This is a genomic window from Megasphaera sp. An286 (assembly GCF_002163455.1).
Classification (GTDB): Bacteria; Bacillota; Negativicutes; order Veillonellales; family Megasphaeraceae; genus Megasphaera; species Megasphaera stantonii.
In genome coordinates this window covers 14,251-39,725 of sequence record NZ_NFIY01000013.1, presented here as the reverse complement: position 1 = coordinate 39,725, position 25,475 = coordinate 14,251, and the positions used below count along the sequence as shown (strand labels likewise).

Sequence of the window (25,475 nt, the reverse complement as noted above, 5' to 3'; positions counted from 1 at the left end):
CGATACCGTATGTTTCATCTCATCGACTGGGAAACGTGGTCCCGCAGGGACCATTTCAACTATTATTATAATCAAATCAAGTGCCGCTACACGCTGACGGCCCATATCAATATTGCGCCGCTGCGGGAGTTCCAAAAGCAGCGGCGGCTGCGGTTTTTTCCTCTCATGCTGTACGCGATCATGCGGGCCGTCAATGAAAACCGGGAATTCCGCATGAGCTTTGACGGCGACGGCCGACTGGGGTACTGGGATGTCGTCGCGCCCTGCTATACGGTCTTTCACGAAAAAGATAAGACCTTTTCCGATATTTGGAGTGAGTACGACGCGGATCTGCGGACCTTTTACGACGGCGTCGCCGCAGACATAGAGGCCTACAAGGACGGCGAAGGCTTCGTCAAGGCCAAGCCGGATCAGCCGCCGAATTTCTGTCCCGTGTCGGCAGTGCCGTGGCTTCACTTCACGTCCTTTTCTCAGGATACGTACGCTGAAAACTCCCTCCTGTTCCCCCTCATCCGCTTCGGAAAATTCGAGGCTGCCGGGAAAAAGGTGCTGCTGCCGCTGGCCGTCTCAGTTCATCACGCCGTGGCCGACGGGTATCACACGTGCAAGCTGATCAACGACATCGAGGCTGCCGCCGCCCGTCTGGACAGGTATTGGCAATAAAAGTCCAGCCAGGGGGCATACGGTCCTGTAGATATTCCCTTGTGCATCGTGTACAATAGTACGTAGATACTAGACGCGAGAACGCATAAAGGAGTGACGTATGATGAAGCTGAAATTGGATGAAATCCTCGTAGGAAAAAAGATGGAGCCGCGCTATCTGGAGTACAACTGGCGCGACGTCGTATTGTACGCTTTGGCAGTCGGAGCCAAGCGGGACGATTTGATGTATACCTATGAGAAGTATTTGAAGGCCATCCCGACCTACGGTACCGTGCCGTACTGGGGGACGGTCAACGTCCGGCCGTATCAGTGGATGCCTCTGCCGGCGTCTATGCTGGCCAATGACATCATCAAGCCGACTATTTCCTTCTTGAACATGGACCACGAAATTATCATGCACCGGCCTATCGATCCGATTAAGGGAACCTTCCAGTACCAGGATGTTATTACAGACGTATACGACCGCGGCGAAGGCAAGGGCGCCGTCGTGCGTACGCGCATCGACGTGCGCGACGAGGCGGGCAACGACGTATGCACCAACTACTCGACGACCTTTTTTCACGAAGCCGGCGGCTTCGGCGGCGCGCCCATGCCCAAGAGCCCCGTCCAGATTCCCGACAGGGGTCCCGACGTTGAAATCGACGATTATATCAGCCCCGTGCAGAACCTCCTGTACCGCTTGACCGGCGATACGAATTTAGTGCACGTCGACCCGCAGTACGCCCAGAAGATGGGCTTTGAAACGTCGTTCATGCAGGGCCTGTGCTCCTTCGGCTTTGCCTGCCGCATGGCGATAGGCGCGCTGATTCCGGGCGAGCCGGAACGGATGACCCGCATGGCGGCGCAGATGACGTCAGTCTTGTTCCCCGATACGCCGGTTATGCTGCAGCTTTGGAAGATGGGTGAAGGAACGGCTTACTTCAAGCTGGTCAACAAGACGACGGGGAAGGCTGTCCTGAACCGCGGCGTTTTCGAATGGCGCAATTAAATTTCATTTGAAAATAAAAACGCAGGATTATAGCGATAAAAATAAAAAAATTTATATTGATGCAATAAAAATCTTTAAAGTATGTGAAAATATGTAATGTACCGCTAGAACGGAAGATAGGCCCTGTTTTTATTAAAAATTTAAGAAAATAGTCGAAATGACTATATATTGACAAGGGTTTCCGTGGTATATTATAATGAATTATAAATATACTTTACTGGATAAAAGCGCTGAGTATGTTTAATATTCAGCGCTTTTTTGTATAAAATATGAAAATAAACGGGAGGAATTTCAGATGATGAAAATCGATTTAAACAGCGATTTGGGCGAAAGCTTCGGCATGTATACTATCGGCAACGACAGCGACGTCTTGAATTACGTCAGCTCGGCGAATATCGCCTGCGGCATGCATGCCGGCGACCCCTTCGTCATGCACAAGACGGTGCGCCTGGCTCTGGAACGGGGCGTGGCAGTCGGCGCGCATCCGGGCTTTATGGATTTGAACGGCTTCGGCCGCCGCAATATCGCCATGAAGCCCGATGAAATCTACGATTTAATCGTCTATCAGGTCGGCGCCTTGTCGGCCTTTGTCAAGGCCGAAGGCGGCAGGCTGCAGCACGTCAAGCCCCACGGCGCCCTGTACAACCTGGCGGCCAAGGATCAGGCCATGTCCGAAGCGATTGCCAAGGCCGTGTACGACGTTGACCCGCAGCTGGTGCTGTTCGGCCTGGCCGGCAGCTGGCTGGTCAAAGCCGGGGAAGCGGCGGGATTGCAGACGGCCAGCGAGGTATTTGCCGACAGGACTTATCAGGAAGACGGGTCGCTGACGCCGCGGACGCAGCCGAACGCCATGATTACAGACGACGCCGCGTCGATACGGCAGGTGCTGACGATGATTACCGAAGGCAAGGTCCGTACGGCGACGGGCAAGGATATTCCCGTCAAAGCCGATACGGTCTGCATTCACGGTGACAGCCCGAAGGCCCTGGTCTTTGCTAAGAGCATCGGCGAGGCGCTGCAGAAGGAACAGATTCAGATAACGTCCTTTATACACCGGTAAGGGTGTCTTGAGATGAAGGAGGAAGAGGCGAGAGTATGAAAACTAAAAAAGGATTTGATTTCAGCGTGCTGATGGGCGCGGCCTTCCTGATGGCTACGTCGTCTATCGGCCCGGGATTTTTAACGCAGACGACCGTGTTTACGGAGCAGCTGCTGGCCAGCTTTGGCTTCGTCATCTTGACGTCTATTATTTTGGATATCGGCTCGCAGCTCAACGTATGGCGGGTCATCGGCATTTCGGGAAAGCGCGGCCAGGACGTGGCCAATATGGTCCTTCCCGGCTTGGGATACGTCGTGGCGGCCCTGATCGTCATGGGCGGCCTGGGCTTTAACATCGGCAATATCGCCGGCGCCGGCATGGGCTTCAGCGTCATCTTCGGCATGGATACCGTAACCGGCGCGGCCATCAGCGCAGTCATCGCCGTTTCGATTTTCGTGTTTAAAGAAGCAGGCGTGCTCATGGATAAATTCACCCAGGCCGCAGGCGTCGTCATGATTGTGCTGACCTTGTACGTCGCCGTGTCTTCGGCCCCGCCTGTAGGCGAAGCGGTCATGAAGACCTTCGTGCCCGACGTCATCGATCCCTTGGCGATCGTCACCCTCGTCGGCGGCACCGTCGGCGGGTATATTACCTTCTCCGGCGGCCATCGCCTGGTCGACGCCGGCGTTGTCGGCAAGGAAGCGCTGCCCCAGATTACGCGCAGCTCCGTTACCGGCGTCTGCCTGACCGGCGTCATGCGCGTATTCCTGTTCCTGGCGACGCTGGGCGTCGTAGCCAGCGGCCTGCAGCTCGACCCGGCCAATCCGCCGGCTTCGGTATTCAAGCTGGCTGTCGGCGATATCGGCTACAAGGTCTTCGGCGTCGTCATGTGGTCGGCGGCTATTTCGTCGGTTATCGGCGCGGCCTATACGTCCGTTTCCTTTATCCGCACCTTCAGCCCTAAAATCGAAAACAACTACCGCTGGTTTGTCATCGCCTTCATCGTCTTTTCGACGGTCGTCTTCGCCTTCGTCGGCCAGCCCGTCAAGACGCTGATCCTCGTAGGGACGCTGAATGGTCTGATCCTGCCGATTACGCTGCTGGTCATGATCATCGCGGCCCATAAGAAATCGATCGTCGGCGATTACAAGCATCCGGTGTGGATGAGCATTTTCGGCGTCATCGTCGTTATCATGACGGCGTACATGGGCGTGCTGACTATTATGAAGCAGCTGCCTAAATTGTTTATGTGACAGGGAGGCTGTTACGCTTGAACCATGAATTTACGATAAAACCGTTAGGCGAAGCCGGCGTCCTCGTGAATTTCGGCAGTACGATCAGCCCGGAAATTCACTGCAAGGTCAAGGCGCTGGCCGATTATTTGGAAACCCATCCCTTCGCCGGGATGATAGAATACGTCATTTCGTATACGAGCCTGGCCGTGTACTACAATCCCTTCGTCGTCAAAAAGCAGGCCGGTAAGTATAAAAGCGACTCGGCCCTGGAGATTACGTCGGCGTACCTCTGCAGATGCATGGAACAGCTGGCCGACGTACAGAAGGAAACGGCCCGGGTCGTGCAGATTCCCGTATGCTACGGCGGAGAATACGGGCCGGATATCGACTATGTGGCCCAGTACAATCATTTGTCTGTAGAGGAAGTCATCGCCATCCATACGGAGCCGGAATACCTGGTGTACATGATCGGCTTCTGTCCGGGATTTCCCTATTTGGGCGGCATGGACAAGCGCATCGCCACGCCGCGCCGCGATACGCCGCGCGTAGCCATACCGGCCTGCAGCATCGGCATTGCCGGCGAACAGACCGGGGGATATCCCCTGAGCACGCCCGGCGGCTGGCAGATTATCGGGCGCACGCCGATGGATATGTTTTCCTTGAAGAAGGAAGACGATCCGAGCCTGCTGCACGCCGGCGACATCGTGAAGTTTTACGCCGTATCGGAAGAAGAATTTGCAGCCTTAAAGGAGGAATACGGCCATGAGTCTTAACATTATCCGCCCGGGCCTGCTGACGACGATTCAGGATACGGGACGCTATGGATACCAGAAGATCGGCGTCATCCCTTCAGGGGCGATGGACGTGTATTCCCTGCGGCTGGCGAATATACTGGTCGGCAATGATGAAACCGAAGGGGCTTTGGAAATCACCCTCATGGGGCCGACGATCGAGTTTACGTCGGATACGCTCATCGCTATTACCGGCGGCGATTTCGGCCCGGTGATCGACGGCCAGAAGGTGCCCATGCACCGTCCCGTCGCCGTCAAGGCCGGCGCGATCCTGCGCTTCGGCCCCTGTGTCGTCGGCTGCCGGGCCTATCTGGCCGTGGCCGGCGGGTACGACGTGCCCGTCGTCATGGGCAGCAAGAGCACCTATCTGCGGGCTCAGTTCGGCGGGTTGGAAGGGCGGGCCCTGCGCCGCGGCGATTTGCTGAATACGAAGGAGCCCAGCGAGTACGGCCAGCAGATGATGTTCAACCTGCTGACCCGCGGCGCTCATTCCTTTACGCATGCCCGCTGGAGCATCAGCAAGGTTCATACGACGCCGGAGCGGCTGCGCAAGCCGATTAAGGTCATGGCCGGACTGCAGTACGACGAGTTTACGGAAAAGGCCAAGTACGACTTCTTCGGGACGGACTTTCTCATTACGACACAGTCCGACCGCATGGGCTATCGCCTGAACGGCCCTAAGCTGGAAATGAAGCGGCCCCTGGAAATGATTTCCGAAGTTGCCGGGCTGGGAACCGTACAGGTGCCGCCCAACGGCATGCCCATCATCCTGATGGCTGACCACCAGACGACGGCAGGCTATCCCGTCATCGGCCAGGTCGCCCAGGTAGACGTGGCCCGCGTGGCCCAGCTCAAGCCGGGCGACCGCATGTATTTCAGGCTGATCAGCAACGAAGAAGGCGAGCGTCTGTTTATCGACATGGAACGCTGCATGGAAAATATAAAGATTGCCGTCGCAGGCATGCTATAACTAGGAGGGATTTGTTTGTTATCGTTAGAAGAAATCAAGGAATTAGTACGAATTCTTGAAACGTCGTCCCTGAATAAGATGGAACTGGCCTACGAGGACGGAAAGGTCCTGCTGGAAAAGGGCGGCGCGCCCGTCGCCGTCGCCGTGCCGCAGCCGATGATGCCGGCTGTCCAGCCGCCTGCCGCCGCTCCGGCTGAAGCCCCGCAGCCCGGCGAGCACGTCGTCGAAATTACGGCGCCTATCGTAGGCACCTTCTACAGCGCACCGGACCCCAAGGCGCCTCCCTTCGTAAAGGTCGGTTCCGCCGTGACGCCAAATACGGTCGTCTGCGTATTGGAAGCGATGAAGCTCTTTACGGAAGTCGAAGCGATGGTCGAAGGCGAGATTACGGAAGTGCTGGCAAAAGACGGCGAGTTCGTCGAATTCGGCCAGCCGTTGTTCAAGGTGAAAAAAGGCCATGTCGGCGTATAGAAAGGGCTTGGGCATATGTTTAAGAAAGTATTGATTGCCAACCGCGGCGAAATTGCCGTGCGAATTATCAAAGCATGTCATGAGTTGGGAATCAGCGCCGTCGTCGTGTATTCCGAAGCCGACCGCGATTCCCTGCCTGTCCGCCTGGCCGACGAAGCGTACTGCATCGGACAGGCCCAGGCCAAGAAAAGCTATTTGGATATTGCCCGCATTATCGAGACGGCGAAGGCGGCCAAGGCCGACGCCATCCATCCGGGCTACGGATTTTTGTCGGAAAACGCCGATTTTGCCGACGCCTGCGCAAACTATCACTTTACCTACATCGGAGCCAGCGGTGAGGCTATCCGCCACATGGGCGACAAGGCCATGGCCCGCAGCACGATGAAGCGCGTCGGCGTGCCCGTTATTCCGGGGACGGAAGACGTCATCTGCGATGAAGACGAAGCGCGCCGCACGGCGGAAGCCATCGGCTATCCCGTGCTGATCAAGGCCACGGCCGGCGGCGGCGGCAAGGGCATGCGCATTGTCGAAGACAGCACGGAGCTGGTCAAGGCCCTGCGTCAGGCTTCGCAGGAAGCGGAGCGCTCCTTCGGCAACGCCGGCGTGTATTTGGAAAAATACTTATCCCATTCGCGGCACGTAGAAATTCAGATCATGGCCGACAATTACGGAAACGTCGTCTACCTGGGCGAACGGGACTGCTCGACGCAGCGCCGTCACCAAAAGGTCATTGAAGAAGCGCCGTCGCCCGCCGTGTCGCCGGACATGCGGAAGAAGATGGGCGAAGCCGCCGTCATGGCCGCCAAGGCCGTCGACTACAGCGGCGCAGGCACCATAGAATTCATCGTAGACGATACGGGAAATTTCTATTTCATGGAAATGAATACGCGCATCCAAGTCGAACATCCCGTCACGGAAATGGTGACGGGGACGGATCTGATCAAGGCGCAAATACTCGTCGCGGCAGGGGAAAAGCTGCCGTGGACGCAGGCCGATATCCGCATGAACGGCTGGGCCGTCGAATGCCGCATCAATGCCGAAGACCCGATGCACAATTTCATGCCCTGCCCGGGGAAAATCACGCGCTACACGCCTCCTTTCGGCCGCGGTATCCGCGTGGACAGCGCCATGTACAGAGGCTGCGTCATTACGCCGTTTTACGACTCGATGATTGCCAAGCTCATCGTATGGGCCCCGACGCGGCTGGAAGCCATCGACAAGATGGAAAAAGCCCTGGCTGATTTTAAAATCGAAGGCGTGACGACGAATATCCCCCTGCAGCGGAAGATATTGATGACGGACGCCTTCCGCTGCGGCCAGGTCAACACGAATTATTTGGAAGAGCATCTGGAAGAGATTTTAAATACGTAGAAAGAAGGGAACTGTCATGGATTTAGCGAAAGCATCTCCGGCAGAAGTGCGAAGCCTCATCCGGGCCGGAGAATTGGATAAGCCGACGAGCGGCATGTGCGCTCCCTACGCCCAGGCCAATATGGCCGTGCTGCCGAAGGAGCTGGCCTTTGATTTCCTGCTGTTTACGCAGCGCAACAAGGTACCCTGCCCCGTATTGGACGTGACGGAAGCCGGCTCTCCCGTTCCGAAGCTCGTGGCTCCCGAGGCCGACCTGCGGCACGACATACCGCGGTACCGCATTTATCGCCATGGCGAGCTGACTGACGAAGTGACCGATGCCGCGCCGTTCTGGCGCGACGATTTGGTGGCCTTTTTGCTGGGCTGCAGTTTTTCTTTTGAAGGCCCCATGATAGAGGCGGGCCTGGAAATCCGCCACATTACGGACAACCACAACGTGCCCATGTACAAGACGAATATCGAGTGCGTGCCGGCCGGCGTATTTCACGGTCCCATGGTCGTGTCCATGCGGCCCATGAAGCCTGCCGATGCGATCCGGGCCGTGCAGATTACGACGCGCATGCCCTTCGTCCACGGCGCGCCGATCCACATCGGCGATCCCGAAGCCATCGGCATTTCCGACATCGACAAGCCCGACTTCGGCGAACGGTCCGACATCAAGCCGGGCGAAGTGCCCGTCTTCTGGGCCTGCGGCGTCACGCCTCAGGCCGTGGCCATGGCCGTGAAGCCTGAGTTCATGATTACCCATGCGCCGGGATACATGTTCATTACAGACGTCCTGAATTCGCAGCTATCCATCATGTAAGAGCATACTAAAAAAGCTGAATGCATACGCCTATAACGCGTGCATTCAGCTTTTTTTATAAAGTATTTAGGAAAGCTCTTGCTTTGAAAGGGTGTAGATGACGGCGAAGCCGGCAGCCAGGGGAACGGCGGCGGATACGAGGGAGAGCAGGTCTGTCGGGACGCCGGGGAACAGCTCCCACATGGAGCCGAGGACGAAGCCTAAGATGATGAGATACGTCGCCTGGGGATAGCGGTTCATGGCCTTTTCCAGCAATTTCGTCGTCGCCACGATGCCGGCGATGACGCCGCCGCCCAAGGGGATGAGCAAGGAAAAGGACAGGCTGCTGATGGCCAGCAGTATCTGGTCGTATACGCCTAAGAGATACAGCAGGTACGATACGCTGATGCCTGGCAGAATGAGGGCGATAGAGGCGACGAAGCCCGTCACGATCCACAGAATGAGGAAGAACAGGCCGCCGTCGGTCTGGGCGTGCAGCCCGTCTATAGGCGCGGCGGCAAACAAGGCGACGATGACCACGCCTAAGAGGATATACAGGACGGCCTTGGCCGACAGGCTGGAAATATTTCCCTGACGGAAGGTAATGGGGACGCTGCCGGCTACGGCGCCCAGGAAGAAGTACGACGTGGGAATAGGATACGTTTCCATGAAGTGGAGCAGCGGTTTGGCGAAGGCGATGATGCCGAGGCCGCCGCCGGCGGAGAAGGCGCACAGAAAGAAAAAGGAGGCCTTATCGAGCCGCGTCAGGGCGCTGACGGCGTGAATGAGCTTGTCGTATATGCCTAATACGATGGCCATGGAGCCGCCGCTGACGCCGGGAACGAGCATCGTTCCGCCGACGATCAAGCCTTTTAGAAACGTAACTATAGGAGAGTGCTTCATAATCAATATCGTGTCCTTTCTATAAAGAGGGCGTATGTCGGTATGTGAAGTACAGTCTTATTCCAGCATCATGCTGTGGGCGTAGCCCGTCGCGCCGTCGTATTCGCCGCCGAGGATTTTTACGAGGACGAAGCCTTTTTCATCGGCCGGGCTCAGTGATTTTACGCGCGTCGGATTCATAAAGACGATGACCTCGTCGGAGCGCACCATCTGGCGAATCATCTCGACGTCGTGGTTTTGAAAGGCGTCGAGAAATTCTGGAATAGTCCTGGCGTCGCAGACGATGTAGGTGCCGCGGAGCATCAGGTACTCTTTATTCGTCTCGATGGCTGGAAAGGAGGGCTTTTGCTCCGGCGGCACGGCCTTGACTGACGAGTACTGCGAAAAGTCGACGTGGGTCTTGGCGTTTTCCTGCAGCGCGTACAGGTAGTAGCCGGCCAGAATCAGGCACAGCAGGACGAAGGGCAGGAAGAGGAGCTGCAAATAGCGAGCGGCCTGCTCCAGCGTTTTGTGCGTCTCAGCCTTGCGCTGCGTTTCTTCCTCTGTCGGCTCGTGGAGCGCGCCGGCCATGACCGCCGACAGGGGCAGGCCGTAGTTGCCGATGGGATACAGCTTTTCCATCCAGTTCATGCCGCAGGCGCAGGCCATAGCCCGGCTGAGGGAATTGTCCAGGTCTACAGAAATGTTCATGTAATGCATAATCGATAAAAAAGAAAAGTTTTCCAAGTCGGCAATATAGGCCGCGGCGAGAAATTTCAGGTCGCGGACGTAGGCGTCTTCCATGGAAAAGGGCTTGCCGCTGGCTTCGTAGCTGGCCTTGATGGCCAGGAAGAGCTGTTCTGACGAATACGCCGAAAGGACGGCGTTTTTCAGCAATATCTTGATTTCACCGTCCCAGACGTCGGCGAAGGGCTGGCAGTCGGCGACCATGTCGGCCGTGATTTTGCGGCACGTAAACTCGTCCGTCGGCGGCTTGATCAAGAAGGTGAGACCGTGGACGCTGCCGTCGCTGATCCATGCCAGGGACAGGCGGCAAATGCTGTTTAAGTTGTCGTTGGCCAAATCGGCCGTCACGGCGATGGGCCGGTTCGGATGCTTTCGGGACAGCGATTCGAGCGTTTTCTGCATTTGTTCGTCAGACATGGGAACCCTTCCTTTCGTCTGTATTTCCAAGGGAGCAGGCCGATAGGAAAAACGAGGTGCCATGGAACGGGATGGGCCGTTCCATTGTACCTCGCCGTATTAGCGGTAATTCTTGTGATACGGATGGGACGAGCGGGCCGGACGGTACGACGTCTGCGACTTGAGGCGGAAGTAATTGTGCTTTACCGTCTTGTTCTTGTCGTCCGTAATGGTGTTTACGTCGAACAGCTTCAGTGATTCGATAAAGGGGACGAATTTCTTGTAGCCGAAGTTGCGCACGTCGAAGTCGGAGAACTGCTTGCTCAGCAAATTCCCCAGGGTGCCGGAAAAAATCCAGCCGTTGTCGTCGGAGTTTTCTTCGGTCAGCTTGATGAGAGCCTGCTTGATGGTCAGGAAATCCTTGCCCGGCGTTTTTTCGTGAGCCGGTACGTAAGGCTGGGCCGCTACGGCTGTATCCGGCGTTGAAACAGGCTTAGCTTCTTCGCTTTCGTTTTCTTCCGCTTCTTCCAGCAGGACGTCTAAATACAGAAACTTGTTGCACGCCGAGATGAAGGAGCGGGGCGTCTTGCTTTCGCCCATGCCGAGAACGTATTTCTGCGATTCGCGCAGGCGCGATGCCAGGCGGGTAAAGTCGCTGTCCGACGATACGATGCAGAAGCCGTCGAGATGGCTCTGATACAGCAGGTCCATCGTGTCGATGATGAGGGCCGAATCGGACGAATTCTTGCGCGTCGTGTTGCTGTACTGCTGCACGGGCTGGATAGCGTTGTCCAGAATGGTGCTGCGCCACGAGGCCATCTGCGGTGTCGTCCAGTTTCCGTAAATGCGCTTGTATATGACGTCGCCTAAGTTGTTGGCTTCCGATAAGATGACGTCAATGTATTTATTGGAAATATTTTCCGCGTCGATGAGGACGGCTAATTTCATTTCATGATCCATAAATGTGATTCCTCCTGCCTGCTATTGTATCATTTAGGCCGGGAAAATAAAAGATATTGTGTTATGCCGATTACAGCAGGGCCTGCAGGCGGGCCGTCACGGCAGCTGGGTTCGGCTCGGCGCTCAAATCGGCAATGGGCTGGGCTCCGACGTAGAGCATCTGTCCCTGTGTATGGACGGAGGCCGTCGGCCGCTTGTTCTGATGGTAGACGGCGGCCAGGTTGCCGGCAACTAGGTAGGCCTGTTCCCGGCCGCTCATAGAAGCCGTATCGGCCGGGGCGAACCATTCTTTGCCGCGGATGGAAATCATGCCCGTTTCGGCGTCGACCTTGACGACGTTGTTGCTCCATTTCGTTAGGGTCTTGCTGTACGTGTCGCGGCGGCTGACGTTGGTCGGATGGTCGTTGAACAGCTCCATGACGCCGCTCGTCTTGACGGAGCCGCCCTTTTCCAGCATGCGCTGCCATAAGGCGGCGCCCGCGCCGGGGTTGTAGCCTGCGCCGACGGCGTATTCGAAGGCCAGCTTGTCCGCTTCCTTTTCCATGGGCTTGGTGACCAGATTCGCCGTGCCGATTTGCGACAAGATGGCCGAACCGAGCTGGGCCGCGCTGCCGTTGGCTCCGGCCAGCGACGCCAGCAAATCAAGGGGCATGGATTTCTTGACGCCTTCGATGGGATGGTTTTTCTGGCCGTGGCCCATTTCGTGAGCCAGGACGAAGGCGACTTCGTTTTCGTTGTAGTTCAGGGGCTCGAAGAGGCCGATGTTGACGCTCATGTTGTGGCCGATAGTACAGAAGGCGTTGAAGGACGTGTCGTTGTTGACGAAATAATTGTACGGCTTATCCAGGATGGATGGGTCGATGGCCGCGACGGAACGGGACAGGTTTGCCATGACGCGGGCCGTCATGGCGTTGGCCTGGGGGTCGTAATTGACGCCGTACTGGGCCTTGACCTGTTCCATGAATTCGTCGCGCCCTTCGTTGTCCAGATAGCTGAGCTGTTTGTTCAGGCTGGCGTACTGTACGCCGGCTCCGATGAGGGTGCCGATGGTGCCGAGGTCAATGGCCTGAACCGGCGCGGCTGGCGCAATGGCGGTGCTGAGGCTGATGCAGATGGCGGCGCGTATGGCCGCGCGTTTCCATGATGATGCGGACATGAGAGGTCTCCTTTCTCCTGCGCAGGCAGGGCGGCAGAGGCGGTATCGGCGAAGCAGATACCGTGACTATACATCGTGCATATACATGTAGTATACCATGCCATAGGCGCGCGGCGATAGCGGCGCGTAAGGCAGCGTATTGACAATGAGACGAAAGTCTTTTACTATGAAACGCATAACAAAGGGAAAAGAAGGGATGGACTATGACTATACGACTTGACGGCAAGACGGCGCCGTTTTTTATTATCGCCGCCGGCATCTGCTGGGGCGTCATCGGGATTTTTTCCCGTCAGCTGGCGGCGCTGGGATTTTCGCCGGTCCAGATTGCCTTTGGCCGCTCCTTTGTGACGGCGGCGGTCATGGTGCTGTTCATGGCCGGCACGAGGGCGTCGGAGCTGGCTATTGCCAAACGGGATATATGGATGTTCCTGGGGACGGGCCTGTGCAGCATCGTCTTTTTCAACATCTGCTATTTCACGGCGATTCAGCTGACGACCTTGTCCATGGCGGCCATTTTGCTGTACACCGCGCCGAGCATCGTCATGGTCCTGTCGGTCCTGTTGTTTAAAGAAGCCTTCACGCCGGTGAAAGCCCTGTGCCTGGTCCTGGCCTTTGCCGGGTGCGTCCTCGTCAGCGGGCTGGGCGTAGGGAAGGTCAACGTTCCCGGCGTCCTGGCCGGGTTGGGAGCCGGCTTCGGCTACGCCTTGTATTCGATTTTTGCCCGCTATGCTTTGGCGAAATACACGCCCTTTGCCGTGACGACGTGGACCTTTGTCGTCGCCGCGGCCGGGCTTATCGGTTTCAGCCATGCCGGACAGATTGCCGCTGTCGTCCTGGCAGTGCCCGAAGCGGCGGCTCTGTTCGTCCTGCTGGGCGTCGTGTCGACGGCGCTGCCCTTCGGCCTGTATACGCTGGGGCTCAATAAGATGGAAGCGGGGAAAGCGTCTATCCTGGCGTCTGTCGAACCGCTGACGTCGACCCTCGTCGGCGTCGCCGTATTTCACGAACTCCTTACGGCGGCCGGCCTCGGCGGTATCGCCTGTATTTTGGGAGCCGTCGTGCTGCTGAACTGCAAATCCTGATCAGCGGACGAATTCTAAGCGGAATCGCCGCCCTGGCGTGATATAGTTCAGCAAAAACCGTTCTTCTGGCAGGATTTGGGCGGCGATCATCGTCTTGTCGTCTTCTTCGGCGTCGGCCGTCATAATCGCCATTTCTCCCCGGTACCGCAAGTACATATCCGTGTCGATGGTTACGTCGCCGCGCCGCAGGCCGCGGCGGGGGCAAGCCTCGTCTCTTACAATGGAGCCGCTCGCATGAGAGCGGCTTTCCTGCGTCCGTATCATATCGCGGGACGGGTCCAGGCGGGACGTAAAGGTATAGGACAGGAAATCGCGGACCCAGGGCTCGCGGCTGCAGAGGCGGGCCTTTAAGACGACGACGCCCTTCTCTTCGCGGCCCGCCGCGGCGAGGGCTTCCAGCTCCGCGTCGGACGGCTGGCCGTCGCCGATGAAGGCCGACTGGACGCCTAAGGCGGCCAGATGACGGGCCGTCAGGCTGACGTCGAGGCGGCGGTGGTCTTCCAGCGTCGGCAGCCCTTCGAATAAAGGCCCGCGCCGGCCGTGCTGGCTGGGAATGAAGGCCCCGACAGACAGGCCTTCCCGCTGGAGCCACGCCGTCTGGGCGGTAAAAAAGGCTTCGCTCAGTCCCGTATGAGGCCGGGGATAGAAATTGTGCAGGCAGTCGATGCGGGAAACATCCGCGCCGGCTTCGCGCAGGGCGTCTAAATACTCGGGCTGTACCGTCGAGGCGTTGAGCTGGATGGACATGATGCGGCTGAATAAGGCCGTCTTTCGCACGTCGAAGCCGTAGTCCAGGCGGGCTGTCGTGATGCCCAGTTCCCGCAGCTGCTGCGGCTGAAGGCTGTCGACGCCGAGGATGGCCGCCGTTTGGGGCGATACGTCGGCGACGACGTCCAGGCCGCGCCGCCGTGCCGTCTGCAGCAGGGCGCGCAGTTCCCGGCGCAGCGCCGCAGTGTCTGCTTCCGGAATGTGCAGGGACGTAAACACGCGGACTATGCCTGCGTCGGCGGCCTTTTCCAGTAATGCCAAATGTTCTTCTGCCGTGCCGTGCAGGCCCGGGTACAGGGAGATTCCCGTTTTCATGATGTCGTTCCTCCTTATGGCTCGGGGTCATCGAAGCCGAGAATCCAGGCGGCGATGAAGCCGACGGCATAGGATACGGCCAGGCCGAGCAGGTAGATGGGAATATTATCGGTGCTGGCCGCCAGGGGCAGGCCGGAAATTCCTAAGGCTGCCGAGCCGACCATGTAGTAGGCCTGGACGGCGCCGCCGCAGGCTCCGCCGATGCAGGCTCCGATAAAGGGCTTGCCTAAGGGCAGGGTGACGCCGTAGATGAGGGGCTCGCCGACGCCCATGATGCCGACGGGCAGGGCCGAGGCGATGGTTTTGCGCAGCCCTTTGTTTTTCGTCTTGGCATATACGGCTAGGGCCGCTCCGACTTGTCCGCCGCCGGCCATGGCCAGGACGGGCAGGAGAATCGTCACGCCGTAGCGGGCCAGCAGCTCGGCGTGAATCGGCGTGAGGCCCTGGTGCACGCCGGCCATGACCATGGGCAGGAAGGCTCCGCCTAACAGGAAGCCCGTGACGGCTCCGCCGGAACGGATAGACTCCGTCGCCGCCGCGCCGATGGCCTCGGATATGCAGCCGCCGACGGGCTGGCAGATGCAGAGAGCCGCGAAGGTGGAAAGGAGGACTGTAATTAGGGGCGTCGCAAAGAGGTCAAACATGTCCGGAATATGGCGATGGAGCTTTTTTTCCAGCCAGGCGGCGAACAGCGACACGAGGAGGACGGCGACGACGCCGCCCCGGCCGGGCGCAAAGGCGATGCCGTCGGCTGAAATCGACGCCAGGGACGGATGGCTCATGACGGCGGCCAATACGCCGCCGATCATAGGTGACCCGCCGAAGACCTTGACGGCGTTGATGCCGACGAATATATTCAGGCCGAAGAAGGCGGCGCTGCCAGCGACGGCCAGCATTTGCGCGATAGGCGACGCCGCCCACGACGGCTCTATCTTCAAGGCGACGTTCAGCAGTCCCGTAATGAGGCCGCAGGCGATGAAGGCCGGAATGATGGGGACGAAAATGGCGGAAATTTTCTTTAAGGCCAGCTTAGCCGGCGTGGCGTTCTTTTTTTGTATGGCGTCGTGGAGCTCTTTCCCGTCGCCGACCGACGCGGCCTGGGCAAGGGAGGAAATCGTGCCGCCGTCGGACTTGGGCGTCGCGCTGTCTTTTTCCAGAAGGGCTTTAAACTCCTTCGTCACCTTGGTGGCCTTGCCGGGGCCCAGGACGATCTGCCATTCGTCGCCGGACTTGTTGACGCCTAAGACGCCGGGAATTTTTTTGATTTCCTCGGCAGGGATGCCGCCGTCCTTGACGTGAAGGCGCAGGCGGGTCATGCAGTTGTAGGCGTGGACGATGCGCTCGGCCGGCCCGACGGCGGCCAGCAGCTGTTCCGCTAATTCTTTATCGGTCATGAGGCGTCTCCTTGCATACCCGGTCTATGTATCCGCCGTGCGCGGCAAGCCGCCGTTCCGCTTCGGCGGCGGACACGCCGAGGCGCAGCATGACGATGGCCGTTTTAGCCTGCCCGCGGCATTGAAGCAAGGCCTGTTCGGCGTCCCTTCGTCCGCATTGGGCCGCCGTCATGACGATGCGGCAGGCTCGTTCTTTCAGCTTTTCATTAGAGGCCTTTACGTCGACCATGAGGTTGCCGTATACCTTGCCGAGCCGTATCATGGCCCCTGTAGACAGCATGTTGAGGATCATCTTCTGCGCCGTGCCGGCTTTCATGCGCGTCGAGCCGGTGATGACCTCCGGGCCGACGAGGGCGCATAAGTCGATTTGTGCATACTGGGCGATAGGGGCCTGAGGCGAGCAGTCGATGGAAATCGTCGCTGCGCCGACGGAAGCGGCGTACTGCAGGCCGCCGAGGACGTAGGGCGTCCGTCCCGACGCGCTGAGGCCGACGACGACGTCTTTTGCCGTCACGGCCTTGGCTGCCAGGTCGGCCCGTCCCATGTCCTGTGAGTCTTCGGCACCTTCCTTGGCCCGGAAGATGGCTTCGTACCCGCCGGCGATGAGGCCCTGGACCATGTCGGGGTCCGTGCTGTACGTCGGCGGACATTCGACGGCGTCGAGTATGCCCAGCCGTCCCGACGTACCCGAACCGATGTAAAATAACCGCCCTCCTTGCCGCAGCCGGCCGGCAATCAAGTCGACGGCGTCGGCAATGGCCGGGGCGATAGCGCCGACGGCGAGGGCAGCCTTTGTATCTTCTTCGTTGATAAGGCGTATCATATCCAGCGTAGACAGCCGGTCTATATGCCGCGTCTGTTCGTTGCGCTGTTCTGTTGCGATAGCGTGGAGATCAATCATATGCAGAGGTCCTTTCTTTACTTATACCTTCCATTATAGAAAGGATGGCATAGACGCGCAAGCCTTACTTTTTCTAAACTATTTCTAACTATTTTGTAAAAAATACGGGGCTTTTATTGACAAGGCGAAAGGGAACCGCTATAATGGCTTTAATTTCATAGTACGTGCGGCAAAGGCGCTGTTGAATCTGCATTCAACGGCGCTTTTTTGCGCGGCTGGAGGGAAAACGGAGCCGCGCGGCGCGTAGTGTGAAAGAATCTGAACGGCAGAGGGGGAACTACTGATGAACGACGCCGATATGATTAAAACATATATGAAAACATACGAAGGACAGATTCGCCAGTGGCGGCGGCAGTTCCACGAATATCCGGAAACGAGCTTTCAGGAACGGCGGACGACGCTGCGAATCGTCAATATTCTGGAAGACATGGGCATTCCGTGCGAAGTGAATCCGGAGCAGCATACGGGCGTAGTCGCCAAGATTGAAGGGGATCATCCGGGAAAAGCTGTGGCCCTGCGGGCCGACATAGACGCCCTGCCCGTACAGGAAGCAAACGACGTGCCCTTCAAATCGCGCTGCAGCGGCTGTATGCACGCCTGCGGCCACGACGGCCATATCGCTGCATTATTAGGGGCGGCGCGCATGCTGGTCAACATGAAGGACCGGCTGTACGGCACGGTGTATTTGATTTTTCAGCCCGGCGAAGAAACGGGGCGCGGCGCGCCGTATATGATACGCTTTGGAAACTGGTATGAAGAAATCGGCTCCATCTTCGGCGGCCATCTTTGGATCGACGTGCCGTCGGGGAAGGTATCCGTCGAAAAAGGCGAACGGATGGCGGCTGCCGATGAATTCACCATTCTCGTACACGGCCGGGCAGGCCACGGCTCGCAGCCTCAGCAGACCGTGGACGCTACGGTCGTCGCGTCGGCCATCGTCCTGAATTTGCAGAGCGTCGTGTCGCGTCATGTCAGTCCGCTGGATTCGGTCGTCCTGACAGTCGGGACCATGAAGAGCGGAACGCGGTTCAACATCATTTCCGGCGAAGCGGAGCTGCGCGGTACGACGCGGTATTTCAAAAAGGAAATGGCCGAAGACATCAAGACGACGATGGAACGGATTGTTCAGAACACGGCGGCGGCTTACGGCGCTTCGGCCGAGCTGCAGTACCGGGTCATGGTACCGCCCGTCGTCAACGAGGAAGGCTGCTCGGCCATTGCAGAAGACGCGGTCAGAAAGATTTTGGGCGGCGACGCCGTGACGACCCTGGAAAAGACGACGGGCGGCGAAGACTTCGCCTACTATCTGGAGAAGAAGCCCGGGTGTTTCGCACTGATCGGCATTTATAATCCCGACGTCGGCGCCGTGCATTCCCATCACAGCGATACCTTTACGCTTGACGAATCGGCGCTGCCGGGAGCGGCCGGCATCTACGCCATGTATGCCGTAGACTGGCTGCGGCTTCATTCCTAACAGCCGCGCCGCAAATTGTTTTGCAGTGAAAAGGGGGAACATGCTATGAAATGCCTATTGACGGTGATTCCATTTATTTGGATTATTGCGGCCCTGCCGTTTGTGAATACCTTTCATCCGCAGATTGCCGGGCTGCCCTTCCTGGCCTTTTGGATTCAGGCCGGCGTCATCGTAACGGTGGCCTGTATCCATACGCTGTGGGTATTGGATAAAAAAGACCGGCTGCGGTCTAAGAAGGAGATGTAATATGACGCTGCATTTGGAATATATGTATCAGGACCCGCCTTGCCGTCCCGGAGAGATACCGCCGGCTCTGGAAGGGCTGAGTATTCTCAGCGGCGGCGGGGACGCCCACATATACGGAAAGGTGATGACGCCGGGAAGGCCGCCGGGGGAACGGCGTCCCTGCGCAATCCTGCTGCACGGGTATCCGGGATATACGTCGCTGTTCGATATCGGCCAGGGGCTGCGCCGGATGGGAGCCGTCGCCGTGAGCATATCGTACCGCGGCTGTTGGGGAAGCGAAGGCCAATATACCTTGTCGGGCATCATCGAAGACGCCGTGGCTGCGGCGGAGTGGGCCCGGACGACGGAAACGGCTTCTAAATACGGCATTGATACGGACAAGATGTTCTTCATCGGCCACAGCATGGGAGGATTTGCCGCCGTGAACGCCATGCGGCGTCTCCCCTGGATTTGCGGCGCCGCCGTCATGGCTCCTTACGATTTTCCGTCGTTGTTTGAAAGGGGAGACGAAGAATCGCTGAAGGAGCTGCTGATTCAGGGAGCCGACGTCCTGCGCCTGTCCAGTATAAAGGACTTATATGAAGACGCGCAGTATTGTCTTCACGCCGAGTTCGGCCTTCGCCATGCCGCCGAAGACCTCAAAGACAGGAACCTGTACTTCATCGGCGCGGCGAAAGACGACGTCGCGCCGGCGGCAGACATGATCGGGCCGCTGTGGCGGCAGCTGCAGCTCCATGAGACGGCGGCTGTGCAGCAGTTCGATATGCTGGAGGCCGACCATGCTTTTGATGAAACACGTCTGACTGTCGGCGCGATGATCGGCCAGTGGATGCAGGCCGTGCTCGATAAGGCGACGTCGTAAAGTATATTTGTTCGCGAGGGGGAATGTATTATGGAGGCAATGAGCGCACTGGTTATTTTATTTGTCTTCATCATCGGGATCGCCGTACTGGGCGCAATTCCCGGATTGAAAGATAAGCACATGAACGCTGAGAACTGGGCCGTCGGGGGACGGAATTTCGGACGCTGGCTGAACTGGTTTATCATGGCCGGCGAGGTGTATACGGCCTTTGCTTTTTTGGGGGCCAGCGGCTGGGCCTACGCCAAGGGCGGCCCGACCTTCTATATCCTTGGCTACGGGGCGCTGGCCTACGTCGTCGGCTATCATATTCTGCCGAGGGTCTGCCAGTACGGCCATCGCCATCAGCTCGTCACGCAGGGCGACTTGGTCGAATACCTGTACGACAGCCGGCCTTTAGGTATTTTAGTATCCTGCATCGGCGTCGCCTTTCTGCTTCCGTATTTGCAGCTGCAGCTGACGGCGCTGGGCCTTATCGTAGAGGTCACGTCCCTGGGCGCGATTCCGCGGGTATACGCCATGGTCATCGCCTTCGTCATGGTCGCTTTGTTTGTATTTTTGAGCGGCTTGAAAGGCGTCGCGTCGACGGCTGTCGTCAAAGACGTCATGATGATGGGCTCCATGTTGTTCTTCGGCTTATATCTGCCGTACCATTACTGCGGCGGCATCGGCGAAATGTTTGCCCAGGTCGAAGCGATGAAGCCGGGGTTTATGATGTTTCCCGGAGGCACAGGCAATCTGGATATCATCTGGGCTATGACGACCCTCGTCGTCATGGCGGCGGGGTTTTACATGTGGCCGCATTTTTCGACGAACACCTTCAGCGCCAAGGATCCCGATGTGCCGCGGCATAACGCCGTATGGCTGCCCGTGTGCCACCTGTTTCTCATCTTCCCGATGATCGTCGGCTTTACGGCCGTCCTGGTATATGCGGACAATCCGATTCCCGTCGCCGACATGGCCTTCTTATACATGGTCAAGGATTCCTTCCCCGTATGGGTGCTGGGAATTATCGGAGGGGCCGGCGCCCTGGCCTGCATGATTCCTGCGGCCGACCTGCTGCTGTCCACGTCCCTTCTCATTTCCCGCAATATATACATTAAAGGGCTGCGCCGCGGCGACGAAGGGATTTCGCCGGAGCACATGAAGCGGACGGCGCGATACTTGATTCTCATTTTGACGGCGGCGGCGCTGTATCTGTCTATTTTCCACTCCAATCTGCTCGTCAACCTGCTGCTGACGGGGTATTCCGGCGTCACCCAGTTTTTCCCGCTGCTGGTCTTGGGCATGTTTTGGAAGCAGGCCAGTAAGAAAGCCGCCCTCTGCGGCCTGGTCGTCGGCGAAGCCCTCGTGTTCTATCTCATGCTGAATCAGATGGACCCGCTGCCAGTGCTGGGCGGACACTTTAACGCCGGGTTTATCGCCTTAGCGGCGAACTTTATCGTATTTGTTCTCGTCAGCGCCGTGACGAAAAACGGCAAGACGCGGTTAGTTTAGCCTGTTGTATTTCGTTTAATGTATAATTGGAGGGACACCCATGCGAAAAGAACATGACTTTTTAGGGACGATGAACGTACCCGATGAAGCATACTACGGCGTGCAGACGATGCGGTCCGTTAAGAATTTTCACATTACGGGCGAACGGCTGGATCCGGACTTTATTAAGGCGATGGCGACTGTGAAAAAAGCGGCGGCATTGGCGAATATGGAAACGGGGCGGCTGAATGATATCGTCGGGAAGGCGCTTACGCGCGCAGCCGATGAAATTATAGAAGGACGGTGGCTCGATCAATTTCCTGTCGATCCGATTCAGGGCGGCGCCGGCACATCTATCAACATGAATATGAACGAAGTCCTTTGCAATCGGGCTCTGGAAATCTTAGGCAAGCCGAAGGGACGATACGACATCATCTCGCCGAACAACCATGCCAATATGGCCCAGTCGACGAACGACGTATTTCCGACGAGCATCAAAGTATGTCTTGCCGCAAAGGGGAAGGCCTTGGCCAGTACGCTGCGGACGCTGGAATTTTGGCTGGACGAAAAAGCCGATGAATTTCGAGACGTATTGAAAATGGGCCGTACGCATTTGCAAGACGCCGTGCCGATTACGTTAGGACAGGAAATGGCCGCCTATGCGTCTGCCGTCCGCCGCGCCCGCAGGCGAATCGAAACGTCTCTGGACGACGTGCATGTCGTCAATATGGGCGGCACCGCTGTCGGCACAGGGCTGAACGCCGAACCGGAATACAGCAAGCTGGCAGCGGCAAAGTTGTCGGAGCTGACGGGGGAAATGTTTGTTACGGCCCGCAATATGATCGATGCTACGAATAATACGGATGTATTTGCCGACGTATCGGGAAGCATGAAGTCGGCGGCGCTGGTGCTGATTAAAATGGCAAACGACATCCGCCTTATGGCGTCCGGACCGAGATGCGGCCTTCATGAATTAAACGTACCGCCCCGTCAGCCCGGGTCGTCTATTATGCCGGGCAAGGTGAATCCCGTTATCGCCGAAGTGCTGGATCAGACTTGTTATCAGGTTATTGGCAACGATATGGCGATTACGCTCGGCGTTGAAAACGGCCAGTTTGAATTGAACGTCATGGAGCCGGTCATGGCTTTTAATCTCTTTCATTCCATGGACTATTTGACGAACGCCGTACAGACCTTTGTAGATTACCTTCTGAAGGATTTGCAGGCGAATACGGAAGGATGCCGGCATTGGGTGGACCGCAGCGTAGGCGTGATTACGGCGCTGCTGCCCCATATCGGCTACGAAGAAGCTGCGATGCTGGCGAAAGAAGCGTACAGCACGGGACGGCCCGTTCGGGACATCATCCTGGCTCACGGCACCTTGACGAAAGAGCAGCTCGACGTCATTCTTTCGCCGCAAGAGATGACGAAGCCGGGAATTGCGGGAGAAACGTTCCTCCATCGTCAGGACAGCCGGAAACTCGCTTCGAATTAACTGAATATATAAATCATAACTAACGCCGCCTCCGCGTTTTCCGACGATGAGGCGACGTTTTTTTGTGTGAAGGGAACCGGTCTTTGCGCAATCTCCACTTTATTTTTTTATAGATTCATGCTATCATACATAGCGTATAGTATTATTGTGCGCCCATAGCTCAGTTGGATAGAGCAGCAGTTTCCTAAACTGCGTGTCGGATGTTCGAGTCATCTTGGGCGCACCATTTTTTTATCTATGAGCCAGTCCGGACGGCCTGTTTCCTATGGGCGTCGTGAAATGCGGCGATAGGAAGGCGTTCGGAGTCGACGAAATGAATAGAAACGAATAGACGAATATATTAAGGCTGAACGGCTCGCCGGAGCCGCGCGGCCATAGGAGGAATAGATCATGTCAGCATTGATACAGCAAATTACGACGGCAAACGAAGCCTTTGTCAAGGAAGCCCTGGCCCAGGGCGGTTTGGACGAAGTGAGCAAATACCCGAACCGCAATCTGGCCGTACTGACCTGCATGGATACGCGCCTTCTCGATTTCCTCGAGCCGGCCATGGGGCTACGCCGCGGCGAAGCGAAGATCATCAAGGTCGCCGGCAACACGGCCTTCGACGACTTTGACAGCGTAATCGGCAGCCTGATGGTAGCTGTGTACGAGCTTCACGTCCATGATATCGTCGTCATGGGCCACGACGACTGCGGCATGCTCAACACGACGTCGGACAGCCTGAGCCGGAAAATGGCCGAAGCCGGCATCGACAGCGCCGTCATCGAAGCCGTGCGGCCGAAGTTGCGGCAATGGGCCGACCCGATCGGCGACGTCGATACGTCTGTAAAGGAAACGGTACGGCGGCTGCGCGCTAATCCCTATTTACCGAAGGATATCGCTGTCTATGGCATGGTCATCCATCCGCACAGCGGGGAAATCCGCGTAGTAGACGATAATTCCAATGTCTGATGAGGAGGCGCTATCGTATGAATATCATTGAAGAACGTATGAAAGAACATGAAGCCGTATTTCAGGCGACGAAGGCCTTGGCCCCGGCCATTGCCGAAGCCGGCGATATAATCAAGACGGCCTTGCAGACGGGCCATAAAATCCTGTTCTGCGGCAACGGCGGCAGCGCCGCAGATTCGCAGCACTTGGCGGCGGAAATCGTCGGCCGATTCCAGAAGGAACGGCGGGCCTTTCCGGCGATTGCCCTGACCGTCGATACGTCTGTCCTGACGGCCGTGGCCAACGATTACGGCTATGAAACCGTATTCAGCCGCCAGGTTCAGGCCTTGGGGAACGAAGGCGACGTCCTCGTCGGCATTTCGACGTCCGGCAACAGCGGCAACGTCCTGGCGGCCATTGCCGAAGCGCAGGCCAAAGGCATGAAGGTCATCGGCATGACGGCTATCGGCGGCGGCAAGATGAAGGAGCTGTGTGACGTCATCCTGGCCGTTCCGGCAAAGACGACGGCCCGGGCCCAGGAAATGCACATCATGATCGGCCATATCCTCTGTGAAATTGCCGAAGAAGACATGTAAATTCAATTTGCAAAAGCACCGAATTCCTTGGCAGGATCCGGTGCTTTGTTTTTAGGTGGAGAAACGAATCGTGAATGATTTACATATAGAAGCATTAGTTCAAGCTGCGCTCTGTTTAAATGCCGATGAGAAAGAGCAGGCAAAACATCTCATTCAAGAACGCTATCCCTTTATTCCTGTAGCAGCGAACAAACGGAAATATTCAGTTAAAGAAATGATAAACCAGTTTTTTCAAGACGGCTTTATTGATAGGTATTCGGGACAACGACTTATCAATCCAGGTATGCTTCGCGTCATGTCGGAAGATCGGAAGAATTAAACGATATATTTCCATATCATCCTCACTGGAAAACTGACGCATGCCACATAGCTTATTGGGAATGGCAGCCGACCATAGACCATATCATACCCGTTTCGCTTGGCGGGATAGACGATTCATCAAATTGGGTAACGACGTCGATGATGAATAACTTAGCGAAAGGTAACTTTACGTTGGAACAACTGGGATGGACACTGAAAGAAAAAGGTGATATCCGGCAATGGGATGGATTATCGAAGCTTTTTGTACAAGCGGCAGAACGGGATGTGGCGTTGCTGGATATTCCTCGAATAAATGCGTATTATAGAGCGACTAAGGTAATGCTTAAAGCTGTGAAGAAACGGTGACTTATTATAACCATTGTATGATATTAGAGGATACTTAATGCCTATTTTGCAGATATTTCTGCTACGGCGATATGAGGGCGCGGAACTCCGCGTCATTGCGGATGGAGTCAAAGTGGGATTGCGTGCGGGCCGCTTCCAAGACGTTTTCTTTGTCCAGTGCGGCGGCCTTTTTCAAATAGACTACGGCGTTTTTGGCGTCGCCCTTATCGCCGTATATGGTCGCTATGCCGTAATAGCTCCACGTATTGTTCGGGTCAGCTGTCAATACCTTTTGAAAATAGGATATGGATTTGTCGTACTGGCCGTCGATTTTATACGCTAGGGCCAGGTCGTAAAAGGCCGGGACGTAATCGGGCTGCAGGGCCAGGGCCTTTTGGATGGACGCGATGCCGTCGGCGACGTCCTGACGGCTGCCCGTCTCGTTGCCGCGCATGGCTAAAGCGACGCCCTTTCCCGATAAGGCCTGGTAATTGCGGCCGTCGGTCTGTATGGCCTTGTCGTAGGCGGCGATGGCCGCGTCGTATTCGAACCGGCTGTAGGCGGCCAGTCCTTCCTGGCAAAATCGTTCTGATTCAGCGCTGATCGGCGGCGCGGTTTTCGTCTCGGACTGCTGTTGCTGGGGCATGTTTGGCTGCCCTTCGTCTTGGGATGAGCTGCACCCCGAGGCGGAGAGGGCGAGGACGGACGCTAAGACGGCGAGGCATATCTTGTATTTCATGGCGAGGCCTCCTTTTTCAAATAGTATTTCTTTTCCCTATTATACTAAAATTTGCTATAATTAGAATACGTTGATTACCGGTGCTGCACCGCGCCGATG

27 protein-coding genes and 1 tRNA gene are annotated in these 25,475 nt (G+C 57.0%); 20 read left to right on the top strand and 8 right to left on the bottom strand.

Features of this window, described 5'->3' with window-relative positions; translation table 11 throughout:
• Positions 1 to 9 precede the first annotated feature (9 nt).
• From B5F80_RS07235 to B5F80_RS07195, 9 genes are all read left to right on the top strand, one after another.
• On the top strand, positions 10 to 663 hold the full coding sequence (locus B5F80_RS07235; protein ID WP_087478151.1) for a CatA-like O-acetyltransferase: 654 nt from the start codon (positions 10 to 12) through the stop codon (positions 661 to 663).
• A 100-nt stretch (positions 664 to 763) separates the two neighbouring features.
• The gene (locus B5F80_RS07230; RefSeq protein WP_087478150.1) at positions 764 to 1,651 is read left to right on the top strand and encodes a MaoC/PaaZ C-terminal domain-containing protein; all 888 of its coding nucleotides are present in this window, start codon (positions 764 to 766) and stop codon (positions 1,649 to 1,651) included.
• A 295-nt stretch (positions 1,652 to 1,946) separates the two neighbouring features.
• Complete coding sequence (locus tag B5F80_RS07225; RefSeq protein ID WP_087478149.1) at positions 1,947 to 2,711, top strand: 5-oxoprolinase subunit PxpA; 765 nt, start codon at positions 1,947 to 1,949, stop codon at positions 2,709 to 2,711.
• 35 nt (positions 2,712 to 2,746) lie between these two features.
• A complete protein-coding gene (locus B5F80_RS07220; protein WP_087478148.1) occupies positions 2,747 to 3,943 on the top strand; it encodes an NRAMP family divalent metal transporter in 1,197 nt (398 codons plus the stop codon).
• A gap of 17 nt (positions 3,944 to 3,960) precedes the next feature.
• Positions 3,961 to 4,698: a 5-oxoprolinase subunit PxpB gene (gene pxpB / locus B5F80_RS07215; RefSeq protein WP_198643501.1), complete on the top strand. Its 738-nt coding sequence runs from the start codon at positions 3,961 to 3,963 to the stop codon at positions 4,696 to 4,698.
• The gene (locus B5F80_RS07210; RefSeq protein WP_087478147.1) at positions 4,688 to 5,686 is read left to right on the top strand and encodes a biotin-dependent carboxyltransferase family protein; all 999 of its coding nucleotides are present in this window, start codon (positions 4,688 to 4,690) and stop codon (positions 5,684 to 5,686) included. The genes pxpB and B5F80_RS07210 overlap by 11 nt, the downstream gene beginning before the upstream one ends.
• A 15-nt stretch (positions 5,687 to 5,701) precedes the next feature.
• On the top strand, positions 5,702 to 6,157 hold the full coding sequence (accB, locus tag B5F80_RS07205) for an acetyl-CoA carboxylase biotin carboxyl carrier protein (RefSeq protein WP_087478146.1): 456 nt from the start codon (positions 5,702 to 5,704) through the stop codon (positions 6,155 to 6,157).
• A 15-nt stretch (positions 6,158 to 6,172) separates the two neighbouring features.
• A complete protein-coding gene (accC, locus tag B5F80_RS07200; RefSeq protein WP_087478145.1) occupies positions 6,173 to 7,528 on the top strand; it encodes an acetyl-CoA carboxylase biotin carboxylase subunit in 1,356 nt (451 codons plus the stop codon).
• A gap of 16 nt (positions 7,529 to 7,544) precedes the next feature.
• Positions 7,545 to 8,333 (top strand): putative hydro-lyase, encoded by a 789-nt coding sequence (locus B5F80_RS07195; RefSeq protein ID WP_087478144.1) that lies wholly within the window; start codon positions 7,545 to 7,547, stop codon positions 8,331 to 8,333.
• A gap of 66 nt (positions 8,334 to 8,399) precedes the next feature.
• Here the strand turns inward: B5F80_RS07195 and B5F80_RS07190 are convergent, their stop codons facing one another.
• The 4 genes from B5F80_RS07190 to B5F80_RS07175 form a co-directional block, all read right to left on the bottom strand.
• A complete protein-coding gene (locus B5F80_RS07190) occupies positions 8,400 to 9,215 on the bottom strand; it encodes a DUF368 domain-containing protein (protein ID WP_087478184.1) in 816 nt (271 codons plus the stop codon).
• A 57-nt stretch (positions 9,216 to 9,272) separates the two neighbouring features.
• Complete coding sequence (locus B5F80_RS07185; protein ID WP_239386321.1) at positions 9,273 to 10,358, bottom strand: hypothetical protein; 1,086 nt, start codon at positions 10,356 to 10,358, stop codon at positions 9,273 to 9,275.
• A gap of 99 nt (positions 10,359 to 10,457) precedes the next feature.
• On the bottom strand, positions 10,458 to 11,297 hold the full coding sequence (locus tag B5F80_RS07180) for an NYN domain-containing protein (protein ID WP_087478143.1): 840 nt from the start codon (positions 11,295 to 11,297) through the stop codon (positions 10,458 to 10,460).
• A gap of 70 nt (positions 11,298 to 11,367) precedes the next feature.
• Positions 11,368 to 12,453, bottom strand: coding sequence for a M48 family metallopeptidase (locus B5F80_RS07175; RefSeq protein ID WP_087478142.1), 1,086 nt, complete (start codon positions 12,451 to 12,453; stop codon positions 11,368 to 11,370).
• Between the two features lie 203 nt (positions 12,454 to 12,656).
• On the opposite strand from B5F80_RS07175, the gene B5F80_RS07170 reads away from it, so the two are divergent.
• A complete protein-coding gene (locus B5F80_RS07170) occupies positions 12,657 to 13,535 on the top strand; it encodes an EamA family transporter (RefSeq protein WP_239386320.1) in 879 nt (292 codons plus the stop codon).
• On the opposite strand, the gene B5F80_RS07165 is transcribed toward B5F80_RS07170, so the two are convergent.
• Genes B5F80_RS07165 through murQ form a run of 3 tightly spaced genes read right to left on the bottom strand, consistent with a single transcriptional unit; the run spans position 13,536 to position 16,913 of the window.
• Positions 13,536 to 14,618, bottom strand: a complete 1,083-nt coding sequence (locus tag B5F80_RS07165; RefSeq protein WP_087478141.1) for a MupG family TIM beta-alpha barrel fold protein — start codon at positions 14,616 to 14,618, stop codon at positions 13,536 to 13,538.
• A 14-nt stretch (positions 14,619 to 14,632) separates the two neighbouring features.
• The gene (locus B5F80_RS07160; RefSeq protein ID WP_087478140.1) at positions 14,633 to 16,012 is read right to left on the bottom strand and encodes a PTS transporter subunit EIIC; all 1,380 of its coding nucleotides are present in this window, start codon (positions 16,010 to 16,012) and stop codon (positions 14,633 to 14,635) included.
• Positions 16,002 to 16,913 (bottom strand): N-acetylmuramic acid 6-phosphate etherase, encoded by a 912-nt coding sequence (gene murQ, locus B5F80_RS07155; protein WP_087478139.1) that lies wholly within the window; start codon positions 16,911 to 16,913, stop codon positions 16,002 to 16,004. The genes B5F80_RS07160 and murQ overlap by 11 nt, the downstream gene beginning before the upstream one ends.
• Before the next feature lie 283 nt (positions 16,914 to 17,196).
• Here murQ and B5F80_RS07150 point away from each other — a divergent pair, with 283 nt between their 5' ends.
• The 10 genes from B5F80_RS07150 to B5F80_RS11345 all read left to right on the top strand — a co-directional run bounded on the left by B5F80_RS07150 (position 17,197) and on the right by B5F80_RS11345 (position 24,658).
• Positions 17,197 to 18,387: an amidohydrolase gene (locus B5F80_RS07150; RefSeq protein WP_087478138.1), complete on the top strand. Its 1,191-nt coding sequence runs from the start codon at positions 17,197 to 17,199 to the stop codon at positions 18,385 to 18,387.
• 45 nt (positions 18,388 to 18,432) lie between these two features.
• Positions 18,433 to 18,633, top strand: coding sequence for a DUF3311 domain-containing protein (locus tag B5F80_RS07145; protein ID WP_087478137.1), 201 nt, complete (start codon positions 18,433 to 18,435; stop codon positions 18,631 to 18,633).
• 1 nt (position 18,634) lies between these two features.
• Positions 18,635 to 19,495 (top strand): alpha/beta fold hydrolase, encoded by an 861-nt coding sequence (locus B5F80_RS07140; protein WP_087478136.1) that lies wholly within the window; start codon positions 18,635 to 18,637, stop codon positions 19,493 to 19,495.
• A 30-nt stretch (positions 19,496 to 19,525) separates the two neighbouring features.
• Entirely contained in the window at positions 19,526 to 20,989 is a 1,464-nt protein-coding gene (locus B5F80_RS07135; RefSeq protein ID WP_204246361.1) for a sodium:solute symporter family protein, read from the top strand.
• A gap of 40 nt (positions 20,990 to 21,029) precedes the next feature.
• Complete coding sequence (locus tag B5F80_RS07130) at positions 21,030 to 22,463, top strand: aspartate ammonia-lyase (protein ID WP_087478134.1); 1,434 nt, start codon at positions 21,030 to 21,032, stop codon at positions 22,461 to 22,463.
• Positions 22,464 to 22,612: 149 nt separating this feature from the next.
• Positions 22,613 to 22,689: transfer RNA gene (locus B5F80_RS07125), tRNA-Arg, on the top strand.
• 164 nt (positions 22,690 to 22,853) lie between these two features.
• Positions 22,854 to 23,417, top strand: a complete 564-nt coding sequence (locus B5F80_RS07120; RefSeq protein ID WP_087478133.1) for a carbonic anhydrase — start codon at positions 22,854 to 22,856, stop codon at positions 23,415 to 23,417.
• A gap of 17 nt (positions 23,418 to 23,434) precedes the next feature.
• Entirely contained in the window at positions 23,435 to 23,992 is a 558-nt protein-coding gene (gmhA, locus tag B5F80_RS07115; RefSeq protein WP_087478132.1) for a D-sedoheptulose 7-phosphate isomerase, read from the top strand.
• Between the two features lie 70 nt (positions 23,993 to 24,062).
• On the top strand, positions 24,063 to 24,311 hold the full coding sequence (locus tag B5F80_RS07110) for a hypothetical protein (protein ID WP_087478131.1): 249 nt from the start codon (positions 24,063 to 24,065) through the stop codon (positions 24,309 to 24,311).
• Positions 24,312 to 24,451: 140 nt separating this feature from the next.
• On the top strand, positions 24,452 to 24,658 hold the full coding sequence (locus tag B5F80_RS11345) for a hypothetical protein (RefSeq protein ID WP_204246360.1): 207 nt from the start codon (positions 24,452 to 24,454) through the stop codon (positions 24,656 to 24,658).
• Between the two features lie 61 nt (positions 24,659 to 24,719).
• Here the strand turns inward: B5F80_RS11345 and B5F80_RS07100 are convergent, their stop codons facing one another.
• The gene (locus B5F80_RS07100) at positions 24,720 to 25,376 is read right to left on the bottom strand and encodes a tetratricopeptide repeat protein (protein ID WP_087478129.1); all 657 of its coding nucleotides are present in this window, start codon (positions 25,374 to 25,376) and stop codon (positions 24,720 to 24,722) included.
• Positions 25,377 to 25,475 lie beyond the last annotated feature (99 nt).

What these genes read in the sequence shown, in the direction of transcription:
- B5F80_RS07175 (WP_087478142.1), bottom strand. Translation starts at nt 12,453, where the DNA reads ATGTCCGCATCATCATGGAAACGCGCGGCCATACGCGCCGCCATCTGC.
- B5F80_RS07195 (WP_087478144.1), top strand. Translation starts at nt 7,545, where the DNA reads ATGGATTTAGCGAAAGCATCTCCGGCAGAAGTGCGAAGCCTCATCCGG.
- B5F80_RS07100 (WP_087478129.1), bottom strand. Translation starts at nt 25,376, where the DNA reads ATGAAATACAAGATATGCCTCGCCGTCTTAGCGTCCGTCCTCGCCCTC.
- B5F80_RS07150 (WP_087478138.1), top strand. Translation starts at nt 17,197, where the DNA reads ATGAACGACGCCGATATGATTAAAACATATATGAAAACATACGAAGGA.
- B5F80_RS07225 (WP_087478149.1), top strand. Translation starts at nt 1,947, where the DNA reads ATGATGAAAATCGATTTAAACAGCGATTTGGGCGAAAGCTTCGGCATG.
- B5F80_RS07220 (WP_087478148.1), top strand. Translation starts at nt 2,747, where the DNA reads ATGAAAACTAAAAAAGGATTTGATTTCAGCGTGCTGATGGGCGCGGCC.
- B5F80_RS07135 (WP_204246361.1), top strand. Translation starts at nt 19,526, where the DNA reads ATGGAGGCAATGAGCGCACTGGTTATTTTATTTGTCTTCATCATCGGG.
- B5F80_RS07130 (WP_087478134.1), top strand. Translation starts at nt 21,030, where the DNA reads ATGCGAAAAGAACATGACTTTTTAGGGACGATGAACGTACCCGATGAA.
- B5F80_RS07120 (WP_087478133.1), top strand. Translation starts at nt 22,854, where the DNA reads ATGTCAGCATTGATACAGCAAATTACGACGGCAAACGAAGCCTTTGTC.
- gmhA (WP_087478132.1), top strand. Translation starts at nt 23,435, where the DNA reads ATGAATATCATTGAAGAACGTATGAAAGAACATGAAGCCGTATTTCAG.
- B5F80_RS07165 (WP_087478141.1), bottom strand. Translation starts at nt 14,618, where the DNA reads ATGAAAACGGGAATCTCCCTGTACCCGGGCCTGCACGGCACGGCAGAA.
- B5F80_RS07235 (WP_087478151.1), top strand. Translation starts at nt 10, where the DNA reads ATGTTTCATCTCATCGACTGGGAAACGTGGTCCCGCAGGGACCATTTC.
- B5F80_RS07210 (WP_087478147.1), top strand. Translation starts at nt 4,688, where the DNA reads ATGAGTCTTAACATTATCCGCCCGGGCCTGCTGACGACGATTCAGGAT.
- accC (WP_087478145.1), top strand. Translation starts at nt 6,173, where the DNA reads ATGTTTAAGAAAGTATTGATTGCCAACCGCGGCGAAATTGCCGTGCGA.
- B5F80_RS07145 (WP_087478137.1), top strand. Translation starts at nt 18,433, where the DNA reads ATGAAATGCCTATTGACGGTGATTCCATTTATTTGGATTATTGCGGCC.
- murQ (WP_087478139.1), bottom strand. Translation starts at nt 16,913, where the DNA reads ATGATTGATCTCCACGCTATCGCAACAGAACAGCGCAACGAACAGACG.
- B5F80_RS07185 (WP_239386321.1), bottom strand. Translation starts at nt 10,358, where the DNA reads ATGTCTGACGAACAAATGCAGAAAACGCTCGAATCGCTGTCCCGAAAG.
- B5F80_RS07190 (WP_087478184.1), bottom strand. Translation starts at nt 9,215, where the DNA reads ATGAAGCACTCTCCTATAGTTACGTTTCTAAAAGGCTTGATCGTCGGC.
- B5F80_RS07230 (WP_087478150.1), top strand. Translation starts at nt 764, where the DNA reads ATGATGAAGCTGAAATTGGATGAAATCCTCGTAGGAAAAAAGATGGAG.
- B5F80_RS07160 (WP_087478140.1), bottom strand. Translation starts at nt 16,012, where the DNA reads ATGACCGATAAAGAATTAGCGGAACAGCTGCTGGCCGCCGTCGGGCCG.
- B5F80_RS11345 (WP_204246360.1), top strand. Translation starts at nt 24,452, where the DNA reads ATGATGAATAACTTAGCGAAAGGTAACTTTACGTTGGAACAACTGGGA.
- B5F80_RS07180 (WP_087478143.1), bottom strand. Translation starts at nt 11,297, where the DNA reads ATGGATCATGAAATGAAATTAGCCGTCCTCATCGACGCGGAAAATATT.
- B5F80_RS07170 (WP_239386320.1), top strand. Translation starts at nt 12,657, where the DNA reads ATGACTATACGACTTGACGGCAAGACGGCGCCGTTTTTTATTATCGCC.
- B5F80_RS07140 (WP_087478136.1), top strand. Translation starts at nt 18,635, where the DNA reads ATGACGCTGCATTTGGAATATATGTATCAGGACCCGCCTTGCCGTCCC.